The following is an 18,279-nucleotide window of genomic DNA, read 5'->3' on the forward strand; positions in this document are numbered from 1 at the left end:
GCACAGTTCGCGCAAACAGGAGAGGCACGATGATCACTGACAGCCGGCAGTTGCCCGTAGAAACCCCGGAACCCGCCGAGCGTGTCCAATTCGACGAACCTGCCGCAGCAGTGTATCGGCTGATCGAGCTTTATCGGCGTTCGTCGAAATTCCTGCTCGACCGGTTCGTGAGGACGCTTGAAGGGGAGCATCCGAAAGCACGTTTCCGCGCCTTCTACCCGGAAATCCGGATGATTGTGCCCAGCCATACCAAGACGGATTCGCGCCTGTCCTTTGGGCATGTGGCGACGCCTGGCACCTATGCGACCAGCGTCACCCGGCCCGACCTGTTCAGGGGCTACCTGACCGAGCAGATCGCGCTGCTGATGAAGAACCATGATGTCACCGTGTCTATCGGCGACAGTGAAACCGCGATGCCAGTGCATTTTGCCGTTGCCACGCAAAGCGATCTGAACGTGCCGCAGGAAGGGGTGCTGGCCTTTTCGCTGCGCGACGTCTTCGACGTGCCGGACCTGAACACGATGAACGACGACATCGTCAACGGCACCGCCGGGCCGAACCCGGATGGCAGTCAGCCGCTTGCGCCCTTCACCGCTCAGCGGGTGGACTATTCGCTTGCGCGGCTGTCGCATTACACCGCGACCTTGCCCGAGCATTTCCAGAACTTTGTCCTGTTCACGAACTATCAGTTCTACGTCGACGAGTTCGAGGCATTCGCGCGGCGCGCCCTTGGCGATCCTGCCTCCGGCTATACCGAATTCGTAGGACCGGGGAACCAGATCCTTGAGCGCCCCGAGGATCTGCTGGTGACGGGGGCCAAGACGCCGCAGATGCCTGCCTATCACCTCAAGCGGCCGGACGGCGACGGGATCACTCTGGTCAATATCGGCGTGGGGCCTTCGAACGCCAAGACCGCGACCGACCATATCTCCGTGCTTCGTCCACATGCCTGGCTGATGGTCGGTCACTGTGCAGGGCTGAGGAACAGCCAGTCGCTGGGCGATTTCGTTCTGGCACATGCATATCTGCGCGAGGACCATGTCCTTGATGACGACTTGCCGATCTGGGTTCCCATCCCGGCATTGGCCGAGGTGCAGGTGGCCCTGCAGGATGCCGTTGCCGAAGTCACGCAACTGGACGGGTACGAGCTGAAGCGGATCATGCGGACCGGCACGGTCGCCACGATCGACAACCGCAACTGGGAGTTGCGCGATCAATCGGGGCCGGTGCAGCGGCTTTCGCAGTCACGTGCCGTCGCACTCGACATGGAAAGCGCCACCATTGCCGCGAACGGTTTCCGCTTCCGGGTGCCCTACGGCACGCTGCTCTGCGTCAGCGACAAACCCCTTCACGGCGAGCTGAAGCTGCCCGGCATGGCAACCGATTTCTATCGCACGCAGGTCGCCAACCACTTGCTGATCGGCATCAGGGCAATGGAGAAGCTTCGCGCCACGCCGCTCGAGCGGATACATTCGCGCAAGTTGCGCTCGTTCAACGAAACCGCCTTCCTCTGAGCGGTCACTGCGTTTCGCAGCGTTTGCCGGGAAAATGAACGGATTTGGGTTGAAATGGACGCAAAAAGCTTGTGTAGCGGATTTTGTAACGCCAAGGTGGCGTCCGAAAATTTCCCGAACGGGAAACAACGAGGAGACAGAATATGGCTCAGGCCGCTTCCAAACCGATGACCAAGACCCAGCTGGTAGCCACGCTGGCCGAAGAGATGGGCAGCGACAAGAAGACCGCTGCCGCCGCGCTGGACGCGCTCTCGGCTGTCGTTTCGAAAGCTGTGGCCGATGGTGGTGCCGTGACTCTGCCGGGCATCGGCAAAGTCGCTTGCCGCGCGCGCCCCGAGCGTCAGGTCCGCAACCCGCAGACCCAGGAAATGATGACGAAGCCGGCCGACAAGGTTGTCAAAGTCACCATCGCGAAAGCGCTGAAAGACAGCGTCAACGCCTGATTTCTTGGCGACATGCTTGAGGGACCGCGCAGAATTGCGCGGTCTTGTTCATTTGCGCAGTGTGGTTGCGCCCTCCACGCGGGTCGGTCACGATCAGGCCGTTTTGCCTTGCACAACGCGTGCCATCTGCTAGCTCCGACGATGACGTTACGGCACAGGGGCGCGCGCGTGGATTTCAAAGCCGTCATGATGGGACTGGGATTCGCCTTGATGTGGTCCTCGGCCTTTACCACGACACGCATCATCGTGACCGCGGCTCCGCCCTTGACCGCGCTCGTGATCCGCTTCGCCCTGTCAGCATTGGTCGCTATCCCGCTTGCCATGGCAATGGGGCAAAGCCTGCGGCTCAGCCGGGGCGAATGGCGCACCGTGATCGTCTTCGGCATCTGTCAGAACGCGCTTTACCTCGGGCTCAACTGGATCGCGATGCAGCGTGTCGAGGCCTCGGCCGCGTCGATCATCGCCTCGATGATGCCGCTCGTCGTCGCCTTCCTGGGCTGGCTCATCTATTCCGAGAAACTGCGCCCGATCGCGTTGCTGGGGCTGATTTCGGGGGTCATCGGCGTCTGCGTCATCATGGGCGTCAGGTTGCAGCACGGGCTCGACATTCCGGGACTGGTGATGTGCCTGATTGCCGTCATCGCCCTGACCTTTGCTACACTTGCCGCGCGTGGCGCGGGCGGCAGCCGAAACATGATGGCGATCGTGGGGTTGCAGATGGCCGTCGGTGCCGTGGCACTGCTAGTGCCCGCGCTGGTGATGGAATGGGGCCAACCGGTGGAATGGAGCGGGCGCCTGATCCTTGCTTTCCTCTACACCGTTGTGGCGCCGGGGATCGGGGCGACCTGGCTGTGGTTCCTGCTTGTCAACCGCGTGGGTGCCGTCCGGGCCGCGACCTTCCATTTCCTTTCGCCGATCTTCGGGGTGGCGATCGCCGCCGCGCTCTTGGGCGAACGCTTCGGCGCATCGGACATCATCGGGGCAAGCATCGTCGCGGCGGGCATCCTGATGGTGCAGATGGCCAAGATCCCCGCCGCGGAAGCGGCTCAGCCGTCGAGTTCTGCCGCGCGGGCCAGCGAAGGGCGTAGCTGAATCCGGTCGGCCCACTCTCGGATGGCGGGCGTGCATTTTATCTCATCCCCGAAATGGATGAATGGGCCCGCCACAAGCAGATCTGCCGCAGAGAAGCTGTCTCCCAGCAGCCAGGGTTGTTTGGTCAAGGTTTCGTCCAGACGCGCCAGCATCGTGTCGTAATCCCGGAATGTGGCCTGAAAGGCCGCGTGATGCAGGCCGGTGAATTCCAGAATGGCGACCGGTTCGGCCACACCCTGATACCAGAAGAGCCAACTGAGATACGCGCCGCGCTTCGGGTCACCGGGCAAAGGTCCCAGCCCGGCTTCGGGGAAAAGGTCGGTCAGGTAAAGCATGATCGCCCCCCGTTCGCGCACATGGTCCGCCCCGTTGACGAGATAGGGCACCTTTCCTTCCGGGTGGGGGTTTTGCGGATCTCGCATGCCCGATCCATCCATGCGAGGGATCTCGACCTGGCGGATCTCGACCTTGTCCAATACGGAGAGTTCAGCGAGCAGCGCGACAACGCTGTTCGAACGGCTTCGGGGAGCATGATAAAGCGTAAGCATCTTGGCCTCCTGAGATGATGCGGGCAGGATGCACCGAACCTGCTGACAGAATGAGGCAGCATGTCCCGTGCCGATCGCTTGATGCGACTGATGGATGCCCTGCGTCGCTTGCCGGCGCCGGTCACGGCCTCACGTCTTGCACGGGAAACCGGTGTTTCGAACCGGCAGCTTTATCGCGACATTGCGACCCTGCGCGCGGGCGGTGCGCTGATCGACGGCGAGGCGGGGCTGGGCTACGCGCTGACCGAAGATCCTGCCTTGCCACCACAAAGCTTCTCACGCCTCGAAATCGAAGCGCTGCTGCTTGCGATTTCCGGGCTGCACGCGCTGGGGGACGAGACGCTGTCGCGTGCGGGCGAAGATGCGCTGGCACGGATCATCGCCACCCTGCCGGAATCGCAGGGTCGTCACGCCATGCATGCCACCATGCGGCTGTTCCGGTCCAGCACCGAACGGCCTGCACCGCAGATCGACATGGACCTGATCCGCCGGGCACTGTGGGACGAACACAGCCTGCTGATCGACTACCTCGACCTTGAGGAACGTCGCAGCCAGCGCGAGATCTGGCCGCTTGGCCTGAGCTACAGCGACAGCAGCATGATGCTGCTGGCGCATTGCCGCCTGCGCCAGGATTTCCGCGTGTTCCACATCCCGCGCATCCAGGGCATGAGCCGAGGAGAGGTAAGCTTCCGTCCGCGGCGCGTGGCTCTTTTGCGCGAATATGTGTCGGGCCGGCGGGCTACTGGGCCGCAATCGGGGTAAAGATCGCAGTCGCCGGGTCGCAGCGATAGTGCCGCAGGTAGTCCGGGGCATGATCGGCCAGGTTGCAGACCGCATCGAGAATGGCATCCACTTCTTCATGGGGTGCCGCCCAGCACAGGTTCAGCCGCACGAAGCCCGGCTTCTCGACCTCGACCCCGGCAAGGATCGCGGCGCGCAGGCGCTCCGATTCCCCTTGGGACAGACCCAGCAAGCGGTGAACATAGGGCCCGGCGCAGGCGCAGCCACCCCTTGCCTGGACCCCGTAAAGGTCCGACAGCATGCGGGTCGCCAGCTGCTGGTGGATGAAGCCGCCTGCCGGGTCGCGGATGCGGAAACTGAAGAAGGGAAGCCGCGCGGCGCGATGATTGCCCAGCAATTCGATCCCCGGATGATCGGCCAGTCGCGCCATGCCCGCCGCCAGCCACTTGGCGTTGCGCGCAGTAATTGCGTCCTGCCCCGCTGCCGCCTTGGTCAGCAGAACCAGGGCCGCGCGGATGTCGCCCACGACATTCGGCGTGCCGCCTTCCTCGCGGGCCTCGATCGAAGTCGAATAGTCATGCCCGTCCGGGGAAACAAAGCGCACCGTACCTCCTCCGGGCAGGGTGGGGCGATTTGCCAGAACAGCGTCGCGGCGAATGGCGAGGATGCCGGAGGCGCCCGGCCCGCCGATGAATTTGTGGGGCGACAGGACCACGGCGTCCATGCCAAGCCCCATGTCGATCGGCAGATAGGGCCCGCCGCCTGCATAATCCCACACGACCCTGGCACCCGCTTGCTTCAGAATGCCGGTCACTGCACGCACATCCGTCAGCGTACCCGTTACGTTCGATGCGGCCGAGAAACTGCCGATGACCGGGCCATGAGCCCGAGCGAGCTCATCCCCAAGGGCGTCGAGATCCGGCCCACCGGTCGCCGCTTCGGGAAGTTCGACAACCTTGGCCCCGCTTTCGCGCCAGGGCAGGATGTTCGAATGGTGTTCGTAAGGCCCGATGATCACCGTCGTGCCGGGCCCGCAGTCCAGCAGATGCACGAGCCGGTTGATCCCTTGGGTCGCGCCCGAGCCGGTGAAGATGACCGCATGAGATGGATCGGCGCCCATGCAATCTGCGATCGCTTGCCGGGCCGCGCGGCGCATCCGGGTCATCGTGGCCCCGCAATGGCTGGCCTCAGTGTGGCTGTTGGCATACCAAGGCAGCACGTTTTCCATCACCCAATGCTCCAGAGGGCGCAGCGCGCGGCCCGAGGCGATGTAGTCGGCATAGATCATCTGTCGCGGGCCGAACGGCCCCTTGATCACGGCGTCCCGTCCGATCACGTCCCGATGCAGGGTCGCCAGCGGATTTTCACCAAATTGGGCAAGGTAGGTGTCGAATTGCATGGTATCCTCGTAGCTCGCCGGCATCTTGACCTCACATGGATGAAAGTTCATTTCGTATTCACCCGGTTTTTTCTGTAATGGGTTGTCAAATGAACGACAAAGGCCAAATTTTCGACGATATTGACAACAAGCTTTTGACCCTGCTGCAACGCGATGCCAGCCTGTCGCAGCGCGAACTGGCCGATAGGGTGGGCCTATCGCAGAATGCGTGCTGGCGGCGCTTGAACCGGCTGGGTGAAGCGGGGGTTCTGCGAGGCAGTCGTGCGATTGTCGATCCGGGTGCGCTGGGGTTGCAGCTATCCGTTTTCATCATGATCCGAACGCGCCATCACGACGATGCCTGGGCCCGGCGATTTCGTGCCCGCATCGAGGCCCAGCCCGAGATCACCGAGTTTCATCGCATCGGCGGCGAATGGGACTATCTCGCCAAGGCGGTGACGACTGGGATGGTTGGCTATGATGCGCTTTACAAGCGTCTTATCGAAGGCATGGATCTGGAACGCGTGACGGGCGTTTTCTCGATGGAGACGATATTCGAAGGGCGCCCTCTGGTCTCTTCGGGTTGATTTTCACGAAATGTTCTACATCTTCGGGTCATGCGCGCGGAATTCATCCTCCATCCCACCGAGGCCGGCCTTTTCTGTCCCGAGGGCGGATTCCATATTGATCCTCTGCGCCCGGTCTCGCGCGCGCTGATCACCCACGGTCATAGCGATCATGCTCGGGCGGGCCACGGTGCCGTCATGGCCACGCAAGAGACGCTGGACATCATGCGGTTGCGTATGGGGCCGGATTTCGCCGCTTCCACCCAGCCTGCCGATGGCCCGACGCGGATCGGCAATGTGACGGTCAGCTTTCATCCCGCAGGCCACGTCCTGGGATCGTCCCAGATCGCGGTAAGCCATGATCGCGGTCCGAAGATCGTGGTATCGGGCGACTATTCGCGCATGGCGAACCCGACCTGCCGGCCCTTCGAGCCGGTGCCCTGCGATGTGTTCGTGACCGAGGCGACCTTTGGATTGCCGGTCTTTCGCTTCCCCGACCCGTCGACGCAAGTCGAGAAGCTTTTCGCAAGCTTGTCCGAATTTCCCGAGCGCCCGCACCTGATCGGGGCTTACGCGCTGGGAAAGGCGCAGCACGTCATCGCCCTGGTGCGCGAGGCGGGGTATGACGCGCCGATCGCCATCCACGGCGCATTGAAGACCCTTTGCGATTACCATGTCGAACAGGGGGTGGACCTGGGGGATCTGATTCCGGCCACGGCTGATGACGTGCCGGCCCAACTGGTGATCGCCCCGCCATCTGCTTTCGCAAGCCCCTGGGTTCAGCGTTTCGCCGACCCGGTAATCGGCTTCGCCTCGGGCTGGATGGCGGTGCGCGCGCGGGCTCGCCAGCGCGGAGTCGAGCTGCCGCTGATCGTCAGTGACCATGTCGACTGGCCATCGCTCACGCGGACCCTGACCGAGCTTGGCCCGTCCGAGGTTTGGGTCACCCATGGCACCGAGGACGGGGTGATCCGCTGGTGCGAACTGGCGCAGATCCCCGCGCGCCCGTTGCGGCTGGTGGGGTACGAGGACGAGGCGGAATGAAAGCCTTTGCCGCCCTTCTCGAACGGCTTGCATTTACGCCGGGCCGCAACGCCAAGCTTCAGCTCGTCCGCCACTACATGGAGCGCACGCCCGATCCCGACCGGGGCTGGGCGCTTGCGGCGCTGACCGGGGATCTGCAATTGCGGACGGTGACGCCCTCGCTGCTGCGCGGGCTCGCGGCCGAGCGTCTGGACGATCAGCTTCTGGCGATGAGCTATGATTTCGTGGGCGACCTGGCCGAGACGATCGCGTTGATCTGGCCGGATGGCGCGCAGGATGATCCGCCTTTGTCCCAGGCGGTCGAACTGCTGCAGGGCACCGGCAAGGCAGCGCTGCCAAGCGCGATCACGGGCATGCTCGACAGGTTGGGGTCGTCGGAACGGCTGGCCTTTCTCAAGCTTGCGACCGGCAATCTGAGGGTCGGATTTTCCGCCCGGATGGCGCGCATGGCGCTGGCGGGGATGGGCGGCCCCGGCGTCGCCGAGATGGAAGAGATCTGGCACGGCCTTTCGCCCCCTTACGCGCCGCTTTTCGGCTGGCTGGCGGGGGGCGAGCGCCCCGAAAGCGTGGCGCGCGCGCCATTCCGCCCAGTGATGCTGTCGACCCCGACCGATCTCGCGGAGTTGCGGGCGATGGACCCGGCGGCATTTTTCGCCGAGTGGAAATGGGATGGGATCAGGGTGCAGGCGGTCAGCGACGCGGGCGTGCGGCGGCTTTATTCGCGTACTGGCGAAGACATCTCGCAGGCCTTTCCGGACGTTATCGAAGCGATGGAGTTCGACGGCACCGCCGATGGCGAACTGCTCGTCCGGCGCGAAGATGAAATCGCGCCCTTCGGCGATCTGCAAAAGCGGCTGAACCGCAAGACGGTCGGCAAGGGGTTGCTTGGCAGTCACCCTGCGGGCCTGCGGCTTTATGACCTGTTGATCTGGGAAGGGCGCGACCTGCGCGGCGAACCGCTTGAGGCGCGGCGTTCCCTGCTGGAAGCTGCCGATTTCGGAGGCCCCCGCATCGACATTTCGCCGCTGCTTGAATTCGCCACATGGGACGATCTGGCGGGTCTGCGGGCCAGTCCTCCGGCGACGGTGATCGAAGGCGTCATGATCAAGCGTCGGGACAGCAGTTACCTTTCCGGACGACCGCGCGGCCCGTGGTTCAAGTGGAAGCGAGATCCGATGGTCGTCGATGCCGTGCTGATCTATGCGCAGCGTGGACATGGCAAACGCTCGGGTTTCCATTCCGACTTCACTTTCGGCCTGTGGAACGGGGCAGAGCTGGTTCCGGTCGGCAAGGCCTATTTCGGCTTCACCGATGCCGAGTTGCGCGAACTCGACAAGTTCGTTCGGGCCAACACGACCGAGCGCTACGGCCCGGTTCGCGCGCTTGCTCCGAAGCTGGTGGTCGAAGTCGCCTTCGAAGGCCTGAACCGCTCTGGTCGGCATCGCTCGGGCGTGGCGATGCGCTTTCCCCGGATCAGTCGCATCCGTTGGGACAAGCCCGCCGCCGAGGCCGATCACCTTTCGACGCTCGAGGCCATGCTGTGATCCTGCCGCCCGAATTCCAGGACTGGTTCGCAGGACAGGGCTGGCAGCCCCATCCGCATCAGATCGCCCTGCTCGCGTCACGGCATGACAGTCTGCTGGTCGCTCCGACAGGCGGCGGCAAGACGCTGGCGGGTTTCCTGCCTTCGCTGGTCGAACTGCGCAAGGGCGCGTGCAAGGGGTCGGTTCACACGCTATACGTCTCGCCCCTGAAGGCGCTGACCGCCGATATCGGTCGCAACCTCGCGCGACCGGTCGCCGAACTCGGGCTTCAGGTTCGCGTCGAGGACCGGACCGGCGATACCGGCGCAAGCCAGCGTCGGCGCCAGCGGGTGGATCCGCCCGAGATCCTGCTGACCACGCCCGAAAGCCTTGCGCTGATGCTGAGCTATCCCGAAGCGCCTGCGATCTTTGGCGGGTTGCGTCGGGTTGTTCTGGACGAACTGCATGCGCTTGCGGAATCGAAGCGCGGCGACCAGCTCATGCTCGGGCTATCGCGGCTGCGACGGCTCGCCCCCGGATTGCGGGTGACAGGACTTTCGGCAACGGTCGAGGACCCGAAGGCGCTGGCCGGCTTCATGGCAGGATCAGAGCCAGTGACTGTGATCGAAGCCGATCCCGGCCCTGATCCCGATATCGACATGCTGCCCACCGCCCGACCCGCGCCCTGGGCAGGGGGTGGGGGGCACTATGCCATCCCCGAGGTGCTTGACGCCGTCAGACGGGCCCGCACGACCATCATCTTCATCAACACGCGGGCGCAGGCGGAACTGTTCTTCCAGGCGCTTTGGGCCGCCAATGACGAGAACCTGCCGATCGGATTGCATCATGGCAGCCTTGCGCGCGAGCAGCGTTCGAAGGTCGAGGCCGCGATGGCGGCGGGCGAGTTGCGCGCCGTGGTGGCGACCGGCAGCCTTGACCTTGGCATAGATTGGGGAGCAGTCGATCTGGTGATCCAGATCGGCGCCCCCAAGAACGTCAAGCGGCTGGTGCAACGGATCGGGCGCGCCAACCATCGCTACAACGCCCCCTCGAAGGCGCGGATCGTCCCGGCAAACCGCTTCGAACAGATCGAATGCGTCGCAGCGCTCGAGGCCGTCCGAGCCCGTGACCTTGACGGAGATCCGCGTGGCGCGGGGCCGTTGGATGTCCTGTGCCAGCATATCTTGCTGACGGCCTGCGCCGGGCCATTCGACGCAGATGCGCTTTTTTCCGAGGTGCGAACAGCCGGTCCCTATCGCGCTCTAGACCGCGTGGCATTCGATGCCTGCCTCGATTTCGCGGCGACCGGAGGATATGCGCTGCGAGCCTATGATCGCTGGCAAAGGCTGATGCTGCGGGATGGATCATGGCAGCTGCGCGATCCGCGCGCCGCCAAGTTGCTGCGAATGAATGTCGGCACCATCGTCGAAGCCGAAATGGTCCGCGTTCGCCTGCGCGGGCGGGGCGGCACGCCCTTGGGCGAGGTCGAAGAGGCGTTCGCAGCCAGTCTTGTTCCCGGCGACAGCTTCCTGATCGGCGGCCGCGTCGTGCGCATGGACGCAATGCGCGAGATGGTGATCGAGGTCACCCCCGAGCCCAGGCGCGAACCCAAGATTGCCGTCTATTCTGGGGTGAAGCTCGCGATGTCGACGCAGCTTGCCCACCGCGTCCTTGCCCTGATCGGTGCGCCGGATCGCCATGCTGCCCTGCCGGGCGATACGCGGGACTGGCTTGCGCTGCAGGCCGAGGTTTCGCGCCTGCCTGAGCCGGGCCTGCTGCTTTCCGAGAGCTTTCCACATGCCGGGCTTTGGCATTTCGCGCTTTACGGTTTTGCTGGGCGGAACGCGCTACAGACCCTCGGTCTGCTTCTGGCGCGCGAGATGGAGGAAGAGGGGCTGGGACCGCTGGGTTTTCTGTCCACCGATTACGCGCTGCTGATCTGGACGCTGGACCCGGTGCGCGGGCCAAGCTCGCTGCTTGATGCGACGCGCCTGCGTGCGGGCTTGGGCGATTGGCTGGGCGAAAACGCCGTAATGAAACGGACATTTCGGAATGTCGCAACGGTTGCGGGACTAATCCAGCGCAATATGCCCGGCCTGCGCAAGACCGGGCGGCAGGCCACCTTCACGAGCGATATCCTTTATGACACGCTGCGAAAATACGACCCCGATCATCTGCTGCTCAGGATCACGGGTGATGAGGCAGGACGCGGGCTCGTGGATTTCGGCCGGATCGAAGAGATGCTGGCCCGTTCGCCTCGGCGCGAGCATCGCAACCTCGAGCGTGTCTCTCCCCTTGCCGCCCCGTTGCTGCTGGAGATCGGCAAAGTTCCGATCCGTGGCGAGGGCCGCGAAAGGATGGCCCAGATCGAAGCCGAGGCCTTGATGCGCGAAGCAGGGCTGGAGATGCAGGGATGAGCAGCTATCAATTCGCCTTCCATGGATTGCACCTTGAAGCCCGCGCCTCCGGCGCGCTTTGGTGGGCAGAAGGTCGCTGCCTGATCGTCGCCGACCTTCATCTTGGAAAATCCGAAAGGCTGGCGCGGCGCGGCGGCCCGCTTTTGCCACCATATGAGGGCATGGTGACGCTTGATCGGCTGACGGCCGAGGTCGAAACGCTCGAACCGGCCCGGATCGTCAGTCTTGGCGACGCGTTCGACGATGATCTGGTTGCACATTCACTGGACGAGCAGATGACGCGTGGTCTTGGCCAGCTTGCCGAAGGGCGGGACTGGTTCTGGGTTGCCGGAAATCACGATCCCGCAAGTGCCTGTTCCCTGTTTGGTGCCGCGGGACCCGAGAGCCGGCTGGGGCAGGTGGCGCTGCGTCATGTCGCTTGTCCCGGAGCGGGGCCGGATATTTCGGGTCATTTCCATCCTGTGATCCGCCTTGCAGGAGAGCGGCGCAAATCCTTCCTGCTTGGGAAGCAACACCTCATTCTCCCCGCTTTCGGCGCCTATACCGGGGGGCTCTGCGCCAATGACCCGGCCCTGCGGAACCTTGTGCCCGAGGGAATCGCGATCTGCTGCGGCCGCCGTGCTTTGCCTCTGCCTATTGGAGCCGTCGCTTTGCCAGGCCGTCATCGCAGGCGCTGAAATGAAATGGGGCCGCAATCGCGGCCCCGATGTCTGCATGTCAGCTCTGGATCAGAAGCTGAAGTTCACACCGACTTTCAGGTTGTTGTAATCGACCGTCGCCTTGGTGCTGTATTCGCCGAACTCCAAGGTTTCCTTGCCGAAATTGGCATATTCATATTCGCCGGTGATCGAGGTGCGTTCGTTGATTTTCTTTTCGACGCCCAGGCCCAGGATGTAGCCGTCGGTGTCGTAGCCAACGTCTTCGCCCGCGATATCATAGTCGACATCGGCGCGGGCCCAGCCGGCGATCCCGTAAACCAGCATGTCGGGGCGAACCGCGTAGCCGGTCTTGAAGCGCAGGGCCAGGACGTTCTTGACCTTCGATTCGGCGCCGTATTCGGTGCCGCCGATCATGCCGCTGGTGTCACCCTTGATGTCGGTGATTTCCCAGCCGAGTTCCGGGCCGAAAACCCATTTGTCGCGCTGCCAGCGGTAACCGGCGCGGATGCCGGCATTGGCACCGTCCATTTCCAGTTCGCCGATATCGCCGAGGAGAGTGTCGGTCGAATCGCTGATGCCGATCCGATCCTTGCCGCCGAAGCCGTAGCCCAGGGTCGCACCGGCATAGCCACCGGCCCAGTCCAGGACCGGTTCTTCGATCGGGGCAATGATCGGCTCGACGACCGGCGGAGTATAGCCGCCTGCATTCGCCGCGATGCCTGCCCCGAGAGTAAGCGAGGCCGCCATTACAGTGATCTTCTTGATACTCATTTATAGTCTCCAGAGGCTAAATGCGTTGATCCGCATGGATAACAGACCGCGAGGGATGCGTCCGCGCGTGACGCGCGTTAGCTGCAACGCAGAAAACATCCGTCGCGTCCGAATTCCAAGCGTTAATACTTGGTGAGACCCGTTAATCTTTTCCGCCTGTGGTAAACTTGTCGAGAACGAACTCGCGTAAACGAGCTGTCAATCCGTTGAAGGGAAGCGCGTAAAGATGCGCGCAGTTTACGTAAAATCAATGAGTTAGCCTGCCAACATTGCGGATAAAGTTGCGCCGACTTAGCGCATAAAATTTCGCGTCTAAGACTTTTATTTTTATTGATAAATATCAACTAGTTGTACCTATTTTTGTGATTTAGACGCGCGCTGTCGAACTGACGACTTTGCTTGTGCAGCATTTTATGAGGTGGCGTCGGGGGTCAGCAATCAGGGCTTGGCTGGGCGAAGTCTGCGGGATCAAGATCCTCGAAAAACTCGGCGGGCGGCGGCGACACGATTCCGGCCAGAATTCCGAACTTGACCCGTGCAGTTTTCGGTTTGGTCTCGGGCCCGTCGCCTTTCGCTTCGGCAACATGGCGGGCAATGGCTCCGGCATCGCCCTCGTGGATCGCTAGGAATAATGAACGCCCACCCAGCGCATCGTCGGGGGTGAGCAGGATATCCAGGATCACCCACGGGTCGTCGTCGTCATGCGCCATCAAGACAGGGTCGAGGCCCGGAAGCATCTCGCCAAGCTTTGCTATGAGCTCGCGGCGATGTGTGATGGAGCTATCAGCGGCTTTTGACTGGGTCATGTGCCATAGTGGCACAGGGCAAGGGGAGTCGCCACGCTGTACGCACTTCTGGCCGCGCCGTTCTCGCTCCCGCATATAGCCTTTGATGATCAGGTAGCCGCCGGTGAAGCGTTGGTCCTCGCAACCTGTCGACTACCCGCTTTGCCCTCTGCCGCTGACGTTGGGGCGTAAGTGGATCGGACTAGCCGGGTCGAAATCTGCAGGATCCGGATCCTCGGGAAAGCCTCGGTCGGCGGGAGTGCATGCCGCCCAAAATCCCGATTTTGCGTGGCGTTCCCGGGCTGCTTAAGCGAACCCGTCGCCCTTCGCTTGGGCGATATGCCGGGCAATGGCCCGCTCATCGCCCTCTTGAATTGCTTCGAGCAATGTTCGTCCACCCAAGGCGCTGTTGGCCGCTCGCGCGTCTTCTTGTCGGCTTGTCTCGGGAAGATCGTCACCGTCGCGAGATGCTGAAGGAGTTCATGAGAACGAGCGGTGCGGACGACGACGTCTAACTATCTAATTCCAATGCTTTTAGATGATTTTCGCCAGATCTGACATCGCGACCAGATGGCCGCGCCAAACGGTTCCTTCTGAAGTTGCGCCAGTCGTCTGGATCTCCTTTCCCGCGAGCTTCTTCAGCATACTGCGCGATGATGTGCCGGCCTGCTGCGCGAGGACGGATACCGGGACATAGGCCATCTGGAAGCGGGTGAGCGCGGCGGTGCTGATCACGCGCTTCAGTCCACCTGCATGTTCTGTGGTCTCATGCGCGATAAGACCCTGCTGGCACCAGCCCGAAATACATTGCTCCTTCCAGCCGGTCTGCCGTGCAATTTCTTGAACTGTCAGGCCGGTGCCGCGCCTGGCCTTACCCAACAGCAGCTGAACTTCCGCGAGCGGGAACCGGAACTTGCTGAATGCGCCGGAGGTGCTGTGATGGCACGGGGGCAAGGCGCCCTCATTGATGGCCTGAAAGACGGAGATTAGACCCGACCGATCGGTCGTGTAGCGCAGGTTGAGCTCTTGCAGCGCGATCGTCTTTCCGGGGACGGGCGTCACGTTTTTTCGCGATGCCTGCCACCATGGCCTCGAGCGCATCGAGGTGATGTGGCCCTTCGACCAGCGGCGGCAGTTCCTTCGGCAGGCTCGCGGCAAATATGCCGGCCTCGGTAAGCAGATCGTATTGTTTGCGCGAAACGCCAAGGAATTCACGTGCGCGCGTCTTGTCGATGTAGCGCTGGCGGTTGGTGATGGTGGACTCGACGGTTTCCAGATCGATGGTCGTGTGGCGGTGTCCAAAGCCACTCGTGAAGGTTCTGCCTGCGATGGCCCCATCCGCGACCGCCTCGACGATGCGTCCCGCCCTGATACCGATCCGCCGCCCGGCCTCGGCGGCGCTGATCCAGCGCCTGTCCAGGGAACGCGAGGCTTGGGCAGCGCCAACATAGCTGCCGTCAAACTCCTGGCGAACGACGTGTTCAAAGGCTTGGTGGAACACCCGGTAGGCTGGATGCCGGAAGCGCATGAAACGCTGATACCACTTGCCCAGCCGTGCAGGGGCCGAGGCCCTTTCCTGATCACCCTGTCGCAGGCGCAAGGAGACATCCCGCTCAAATGCCTCAGGCCAGCTGCTTAGCAGAGGTTCGATGCTGCGCAGTTGATTGCGGGCTTCCTCGACAGTCTTCGGCAGGACGATCTTGCCATGTTTTCCGGTGATGGGTGCGGTCTGGCTCGCGATGAGGAAGAGCAGGAAGGAACTGATATCGGACGGCGTTTGAAAGGTGAGCGAGGGCGGCAGGTTGCCGCGGCTCGGATGCATCTCCCCTGCGATCAATGCGGAAACGGCAACCTCCCAATCACCTGCCGCTTCGCGCCCGCACTGGGTCAGATTGTGCCCGCAGCGGCAGGTTGCGTGGCCGCCATGACCGGGCTGCATCGTCTCGGCGCAGATCGGGCAGAAATCCACGAGGACAATTTCGTGCTCTGGACAGGCTGTGACGAAGCAATGCTGCCATGCCTGGTGGCGGGGATTCCCGCTGGCAAGGCATTCGTGGCAGACCGGGGCCGAATGCCGCCTCTGGAAGCGGGAGGCTGTTCCGGGAATTCGTTCAGGACATGTGCCGACATGCGCAGGACGCGAACCAGTAGACCGGTTGCCTCGTCCGCGTCGAGAAGCCGAAGATCTGCGATCAGCGCCTGAACATCGCGATGCCTCAGCTTCGCCTGCATCCAGAAGAGGTCGAAAACCATCTCGCGCAACTCGCTCCCTCGCCCGGCCTGCGCGAGATGGAAAGCGAACCAGTCGTGGAAATAGCCGTCATCTTCTTGCGGCAGCCAGTCCGCACCGGAGGTCGCCCGGTAGCCGCTGACGATGGCCCCATGGATCGGGCGGGGCTCCTTCAGGCGGCCACGCAGATAGTCGCAGACGAGATCGTGCAGCTTCCATCTGGCTTCGCCACCTGCCGCCACATCCCGGATGAGCAGCGAGGTATCCACCAGCCGGTTGCAAAGCCGCCGGACCTGCCGTGGATCCTGGCCGAGCACTGGCAGATCGTGCCAGAGCGCGCTGAGCGCCTCGATCGGGATCTCAGCATCCTCCGGGATGATAGCGCAGCGGGCGAGGGCAATCGCATCCTCCTGATCGAGGGTCCGGAAGCTCAGGTCGATCGCCCCGAACATGCCGGCATTGCCATCGTAGCCTTCTATCTCGGCCTCGAGGTCGCCGAGATCGTGTACCAGAAGCGCTTCCAGCCCGTCTTGCCAGTTGATGCGGTCGCTGGCGATGGCGGCCCCGAAGCAGCTGATCGCAAGCGGCAGGAAGCCGCATTCCTCCACGATGGCATCTGCAATATCGGGCAGCTGTCCGGGGGAGGCCTTGGCCCAGGCTGCCAGCAGTTCTCGCCCTTGGGCCGCATCAAGCTGATCAAGCGCCTGGGCCTCGGCGCCCAGTTTGGCCAGAACCGTTTGAAAGCGTGTCGTGACGACGAAGACCGCGCTGTCGCCGAGTTCCGCAAAGGCACTCGCCTGCTCGGTCGTCCAGATATCGTCGAGCACGATCAGGCAACGGCGTCCCGCCAGCGCCTGCCGCAATTGCGCCTGACCATCCGATATCGTTTCGATCACCGCCGGTTGACCGGTGAGGTCGCGCAACAATTGCCGCTGAACCTCCCTGGGATCGGTCGTGCGGCCCAGGACGCACCAGTAGCGCTCGCCGCCATAGGCCGCGGCGATCTCCGAGTCGCGCAGTAGCGCCTTGGCGAGGACCGTCTTGCCGAGCCCACCCTTCAGCCCAGCAACCTTGCTTGCCGCACCCCGGCAGTAATGCCCGAAAGCACCTTTTCCCGTAGCGGGGCCAGGAATGCCTCGCGCGACACGAAGTTGCGCGGCAAGGGCGGAAGCCGGGCCTCGCCGGGGGTGGGCACCATCACAGCCGAGAGATCGACCGCCTTGGCGATCGTGCCGACCGGGATCGCATAGGCGATCGTCACGTTGTCCCGCGTCTTCTTCGAGACCAGCAGACCGATCAGGCAGCCGGTCTTCAGATCGAGAACAGCTGCCCCGCTGAAGCCGCCCGCCACGACGCGCTCGCTGTTGGCAGGATCGATTTGCAGCCGACTGCGGTCGTCCAGCCCACGCGTCGCGCCAAGTACCGTGTCGAAGCTGTTTCCGCCGGGGAAGCCGCTCATCGCCACGGGCCGGTCGAGGGCATTGCCGAGATCCATGTCCGTGAAGCGTGGGGGGAGAACTCCGGCAGGAAAATCTGCCGTGCCGACAAGTTCGAGCAGCGCCAGATCCTCGGCGATGCCGAATTCCGGCTCGGCCATGGGCGGCACCCAGCCGTCCGCGCGGAGCTTCATCTCGAAGTCCGCACCGCCCCCGAGTCGCAGCGGCAGGGTGATCCGGATTTCGCCTTCCGGCACGGATGGGTCCAGCCCGTCCCGGCCAAGCGCGTCATAGACGACATGCGCGCAGGTCAGGACCTGCCTCGGGCCGATGACCACCCCGGTCCCGGCAGCATCTTGGGAACCTTGACGCAGAATTTTCGCGAGCGAGGCGGAATGCGCGGCCATGTCCCGCTCAGCTGCCAGATATCGGCTTCCAGGTCGCCTTCAACGACAAGGTCGCCTCGGCATCGGTCGAGGCCAGGACGATGCCGGCCTTGGCGCTGAACTTGAGGCCGAAGGTCAGTTCGAGCTGCTCCGGTTTCAAGGCCGTGGCAAAACCCTCCAGGATCTCCCTTGTCGCCTCCTCGACGCCCTTCAGGGCATCGGTGAACTTGCGGCCCGTGTCCTCGACGATTTCGGCCTTGGATGAAGAGATGCGTTCCTCTTCACCGCCGCTGGCGGCAACCTCGACGGCCACCGTGCCGCCGCTTTCCAAGGCAAAGGTCTGGATCTTTGTCGCCATTCGCAAACTCCGAAAATCATGAAGAAATCAGCAGTCGAACATCGAACGATAGGTTTCAGTGTTGCGCGGTTTCAGGAATTTGCAAGCGGAGGTTTCACGCTGTCAACGCGATGTCGGAAATCAATAGCGAGTTCGGAAAGTTCTGCCTTCGGGCGGGCAAAGCTGGGCGATCAAAGCAGGCACATGGCGACTGCGGTAGGCCGTCAAAGTTCGCGCGGTCTTGCCCAAGGCATCGACGGGCCATCAACTGGGGCCGCTTCAAAGCGATAACTGATGTTGATGGGCGACGGCGAGCATTTTAAGATTCTATTATCAAGCGGAGTTCACGAAGGGTCCGCCCATCTGACGTTCTTCCTCGAGATGGGGCGGGTCGGCAGAAAAGTCAGAA

The 18,279-nt window shown here is 63.0% G+C and carries 18 protein-coding genes; 9 read left to right on the plus strand and 9 right to left on the minus strand.

Going from position 1 to position 18,279, the window contains the following annotated elements; genetic code table 11:
• Positions 1-29 precede the first annotated feature (29 nt).
• From RGQ15_RS05685 to RGQ15_RS05695, 3 genes are all read left to right on the plus strand, one after another.
• On the plus strand, positions 30-1,514 hold the full coding sequence (locus tag RGQ15_RS05685) for an AMP nucleosidase (RefSeq protein ID WP_311159251.1): 1,485 nt from the start codon (positions 30-32) through the stop codon (positions 1,512-1,514).
• A gap of 143 nt (positions 1,515-1,657) precedes the next feature.
• Entirely contained in the window at positions 1,658-1,957 is a 300-nt protein-coding gene (locus RGQ15_RS05690; RefSeq protein WP_311159252.1) for an HU family DNA-binding protein, read from the plus strand.
• Positions 1,958-2,125: 168 nt separating this feature from the next.
• Positions 2,126-3,049: a DMT family transporter gene (locus RGQ15_RS05695; protein WP_311159253.1), complete on the plus strand. Its 924-nt coding sequence runs from the start codon at positions 2,126-2,128 to the stop codon at positions 3,047-3,049.
• Here RGQ15_RS05695 and RGQ15_RS05700 read toward each other — a convergent pair.
• Positions 3,004-3,597, minus strand: coding sequence for a glutathione S-transferase family protein (locus RGQ15_RS05700; RefSeq protein ID WP_311159254.1), 594 nt, complete (start codon positions 3,595-3,597; stop codon positions 3,004-3,006). The two genes, RGQ15_RS05695 and RGQ15_RS05700, sit on opposite strands and share 46 nt — an antisense overlap.
• 60 nt (positions 3,598-3,657) lie before the next feature.
• Between RGQ15_RS05700 and RGQ15_RS05705 the strand changes: the two genes are divergently transcribed.
• Positions 3,658-4,359, plus strand: a complete 702-nt coding sequence (locus RGQ15_RS05705; RefSeq protein ID WP_311159255.1) for a helix-turn-helix transcriptional regulator — start codon at positions 3,658-3,660, stop codon at positions 4,357-4,359.
• Here RGQ15_RS05705 and RGQ15_RS05710 read toward each other — a convergent pair.
• Complete coding sequence (locus tag RGQ15_RS05710; protein WP_311159256.1) at positions 4,337-5,737, minus strand: aminotransferase class V-fold PLP-dependent enzyme; 1,401 nt, start codon at positions 5,735-5,737, stop codon at positions 4,337-4,339. The genes RGQ15_RS05705 and RGQ15_RS05710 overlap by 23 nt on opposite strands.
• Positions 5,738-5,826: 89 nt before the next feature.
• Between RGQ15_RS05710 and RGQ15_RS05715 the strand changes: the two genes are divergently transcribed.
• The 5 genes from RGQ15_RS05715 to pdeM are packed head-to-tail and all read left to right on the plus strand — an operon-like array spanning position 5,827 to position 11,943.
• Entirely contained in the window at positions 5,827-6,303 is a 477-nt protein-coding gene (locus tag RGQ15_RS05715) for an Lrp/AsnC family transcriptional regulator (RefSeq protein WP_311159257.1), read from the plus strand.
• A gap of 30 nt (positions 6,304-6,333) precedes the next feature.
• Positions 6,334-7,326, plus strand: coding sequence for a ligase-associated DNA damage response exonuclease (locus RGQ15_RS05720; protein ID WP_311159258.1), 993 nt, complete (start codon positions 6,334-6,336; stop codon positions 7,324-7,326).
• Positions 7,323-8,870, plus strand: coding sequence for a cisplatin damage response ATP-dependent DNA ligase (locus RGQ15_RS05725; protein WP_311159259.1), 1,548 nt, complete (start codon positions 7,323-7,325; stop codon positions 8,868-8,870). Before RGQ15_RS05720 ends, RGQ15_RS05725 begins: the two co-directional genes overlap by 4 nt.
• Positions 8,867-11,266, plus strand: coding sequence for a ligase-associated DNA damage response DEXH box helicase (locus tag RGQ15_RS05730; RefSeq protein WP_311159260.1), 2,400 nt, complete (start codon positions 8,867-8,869; stop codon positions 11,264-11,266). The genes RGQ15_RS05725 and RGQ15_RS05730 overlap by 4 nt, the downstream gene beginning before the upstream one ends.
• Positions 11,263-11,943 (plus strand): ligase-associated DNA damage response endonuclease PdeM, encoded by a 681-nt coding sequence (pdeM, locus tag RGQ15_RS05735; protein ID WP_311159261.1) that lies wholly within the window; start codon positions 11,263-11,265, stop codon positions 11,941-11,943. The genes RGQ15_RS05730 and pdeM overlap by 4 nt, the downstream gene beginning before the upstream one ends.
• Before the next feature lie 51 nt (positions 11,944-11,994).
• Here the strand turns inward: pdeM and RGQ15_RS05740 are convergent, their stop codons facing one another.
• The 7 genes from RGQ15_RS05740 to RGQ15_RS05770 form a co-directional block, all read right to left on the minus strand.
• Entirely contained in the window at positions 11,995-12,696 is a 702-nt protein-coding gene (locus RGQ15_RS05740) for an outer membrane protein (protein WP_311159262.1), read from the minus strand.
• A 431-nt stretch (positions 12,697-13,127) separates the two neighbouring features.
• Complete coding sequence (locus tag RGQ15_RS05745; RefSeq protein WP_311161102.1) at positions 13,128-13,406, minus strand: hypothetical protein; 279 nt, start codon at positions 13,404-13,406, stop codon at positions 13,128-13,130.
• Positions 13,407-14,015: 609 nt separating this feature from the next.
• The gene (locus RGQ15_RS05750; RefSeq protein WP_311159263.1) at positions 14,016-14,435 is read right to left on the minus strand and encodes a hypothetical protein; all 420 of its coding nucleotides are present in this window, start codon (positions 14,433-14,435) and stop codon (positions 14,016-14,018) included.
• Positions 14,436-14,442: 7 nt separating this feature from the next.
• A complete protein-coding gene (locus tag RGQ15_RS05755; RefSeq protein WP_311159264.1) occupies positions 14,443-15,420 on the minus strand; it encodes a hypothetical protein in 978 nt (325 codons plus the stop codon).
• Positions 15,369-16,844: an NB-ARC domain-containing protein gene (locus RGQ15_RS05760; protein WP_311161042.1), complete on the minus strand. Its 1,476-nt coding sequence runs from the start codon at positions 16,842-16,844 to the stop codon at positions 15,369-15,371. The genes RGQ15_RS05755 and RGQ15_RS05760 overlap by 52 nt, the downstream gene beginning before the upstream one ends.
• Complete coding sequence (locus tag RGQ15_RS05765) at positions 16,769-17,554, minus strand: trypsin-like serine peptidase (protein ID WP_311159265.1); 786 nt, start codon at positions 17,552-17,554, stop codon at positions 16,769-16,771. The genes RGQ15_RS05760 and RGQ15_RS05765 overlap by 76 nt, the downstream gene beginning before the upstream one ends.
• Before the next feature lie 7 nt (positions 17,555-17,561).
• Complete coding sequence (locus RGQ15_RS05770; protein WP_311159266.1) at positions 17,562-17,891, minus strand: CU044_2847 family protein; 330 nt, start codon at positions 17,889-17,891, stop codon at positions 17,562-17,564.
• Between the last annotated feature and the right edge of the window lie 388 nt (positions 17,892-18,279).

Origin of the sequence: Paracoccus sp. MBLB3053 (genome assembly GCF_031822435.1) — a bacterium.
GTDB lineage: Bacteria > Pseudomonadota > Alphaproteobacteria > Rhodobacterales > Rhodobacteraceae > Paracoccus > Paracoccus aurantius.